Source organism: Streptomyces sp. NPDC058964, assembly GCF_042741275.1.
Lineage (GTDB): Bacteria > Actinomycetota > Actinomycetes > Streptomycetales > Streptomycetaceae > Streptomyces.
On record NZ_JBHYKH010000870.1, the window covers coordinates 1 to 2,063 of the forward strand.

3 protein-coding genes are annotated in these 2,063 nt (G+C 70.8%); all 3 read right to left on the reverse strand.

Going from position 1 to position 2,063, the window contains the following annotated elements:
- Positions 1–123: 123 nt before the first annotated feature.
- The 3 genes from truB to ACFW2E_RS45810 are packed head-to-tail and all read right to left on the reverse strand — an operon-like array spanning position 124 to position 1,832.
- Entirely contained in the window at positions 124–1,029 is a 906-nt protein-coding gene (gene truB, locus ACFW2E_RS45800) for a tRNA pseudouridine(55) synthase TruB (RefSeq protein ID WP_384477821.1), read from the reverse strand.
- Complete coding sequence (gene rbfA / locus ACFW2E_RS45805) at positions 1,026–1,487, reverse strand: 30S ribosome-binding factor RbfA (RefSeq protein ID WP_384477824.1); 462 nt, start codon at positions 1,485–1,487, stop codon at positions 1,026–1,028. Before rbfA ends, truB begins: the two co-directional genes overlap by 4 nt.
- 51 nt (positions 1,488–1,538) lie before the next feature.
- The gene (locus ACFW2E_RS45810; protein ID WP_384477827.1) at positions 1,539–1,832 is read right to left on the reverse strand and encodes a DUF503 domain-containing protein; all 294 of its coding nucleotides are present in this window, start codon (positions 1,830–1,832) and stop codon (positions 1,539–1,541) included.
- Between the last annotated feature and the right edge of the window lie 231 nt (positions 1,833–2,063).

Below are 2,063 nucleotides of genomic sequence, written 5' to 3' on the forward strand. Positions count from 1 at the left end.
GGGGGGGTTGAATCACCGGGTGGGTGGGGGATCCGGGGGGGGTCGGGTGCGGGGCGTTGTTGGGGGGCGGCGTGGGGCGCCGCGACAAGGGGCTGGAACCCGTCGGCTCCCGCCCCGGCCGGGTCAGCCGAAGACGGCCAGGCTCTTGGCCTTGCCCTTCTGCTCCTCGACGAGCGCGAGGAAGCGGCCCTCGGGGTCGAAGACGGCCACGGGGCCCCCGGCCGCGTACTCCTCGGGCATCTCCAGCCGCACACCGTTGGTGAGCAGCCGGGCGCGCTTGGCGTCCACGTCCCAGCGCGGGAACGCGGCCTCGGCCGCTTCCGCGATCGGCATGACGGTCAGCTCCTGCTGGAGCTGGTCGAGGGTCCGTGCCGAGTCCAGCTTGTACGGTCCGACGCGGGTGCGGCGCAGCGCGGTGAGGTGTCCGCCCACTCCGAGGTCGGCGCCCAGGTCGCGGGCGAGCGCCCGGATGTAGGTGCCGGACGAGCAGACCACCGACACCACGAGGTCGAGCACGGGGGTGCCGTCCTCGGCCACGGCGTCGCGGACGTCGTACACGGTGAAGGACGAGACGGTGACCGGCCGCGCGGGGATCTCGAAGTCCTCGCCCTCGCGCGCCCGCTTGTACGAGCGCACGCCGTTGATCTTGATGGCGCTCACCTTGGACGGCACCTGCATGATGTCGCCGGTCAGCTTGGCGACGGCGGCGTCGACGGCCTCGCGGGTGATGTTGGAGGCGTCGGTGGACGAGGTGATGTCGCCCTCGGCGTCGTCGGTGACCGAGTTCTGCCCGAGACGGACGGTGCCGAGGTACTCCTTCTCGGTGAGGGCGAGGTGTCCGAGGAGCTTCGTCGCCTTCTCGACGCCGAGGACGAGCACTCCCGTCGCCATCGGGTCGAGGGTGCCCGCGTGGCCCACGCGGCGGGTCCTGGCGATGCCGCGCATCTTGGCGACGACGTCGTGCGAAGTGAAGCCCGACGGCTTGTCGACGATGACGAGGCCGTCGGGCGGGGTGGGCTTGCTGGTCATTCGGCGGCGTCGTCCGTCTCGTCGGCCTCGTCCTCGGAGCCCGGCTTCTTGTACGGGTCGGCGTCACCGGCGAACGCGGCACCCGCGGAAGCCTCGCGCACCTTCGCGTCGGAGGCGCGCGCCTTGTCGAGGAGGTCCTCGATGTTCCGGGCGGTGTCCGGAAGGGCGTCCGCGACGAAGGCGAGGGTCGGCGTGAACTTCACGCCGGCCGCCCGCCCGACCTCGGAGCGCAGGATGCCCTTGGCGCTCTCCAGACCGGCGGCCGCGGCCTGCCGCTCCTCTTCGTCACCGTAGACGGTGTAAAAGACGGTCGCCTCCCGCAGGTCCCCGGTCACCCGGGTGTCCGTGATGGTGACGTGCGAGCCGAGCCGCGGGTCCTTGATCCCGCGCTGCAGCTTCTGGGCCACCACCTCTCGGATGAGGTCCGCCAGCCTTTTCGCCCGCGCGTTGTCGGCCACTGGTCCGTCTCCCGTTCTTTCTTCTTCTACGTTCTGTTGGTGTTGTGCCGTCTAGTCGTCTTCGCCGTGGAAGCGCCGTCTCACGGACAGCAGATCCACCTCGGGGCGGCCGGCGACCAGCCGTTCGCACCGGTCCAGTACGTCGCTGAGATGCGCCGCGTCGCCGGAGACGACGGCGAGGCCGATGACGGCTCGCCGGTGGAGGTCCATGTGGTCCACCTCGGCCGCGCTCACGGCGTACTTCCGCTGGAGTTCGGCGACGATCGGGCGGACGACGGAGCGCTTCTCCTTCAGCGACCGCACGTCGCCGAGGAGGAGATCGAAGGACAGAGTCCCCACGTACATGTGTTGACCGGTTCACCCGCCGGTACGGGATCGATGGCCCTGCCTTGGTCTGGGCGGGGACACCAGAACGGTACAACGAAGGGTGGCGGCCGTTCGACGGATATTACGCTCCGTGGACCGTGCGACCGCTCCCGTCCGGCCGGGCGCCCCCCCCCAGCGGCGTGGGGGCCCCGACACGGCCAGAGGTGCGACGGGAAGCCGGTTAATCGTGCCCGAGGTGGTGAACTGGGG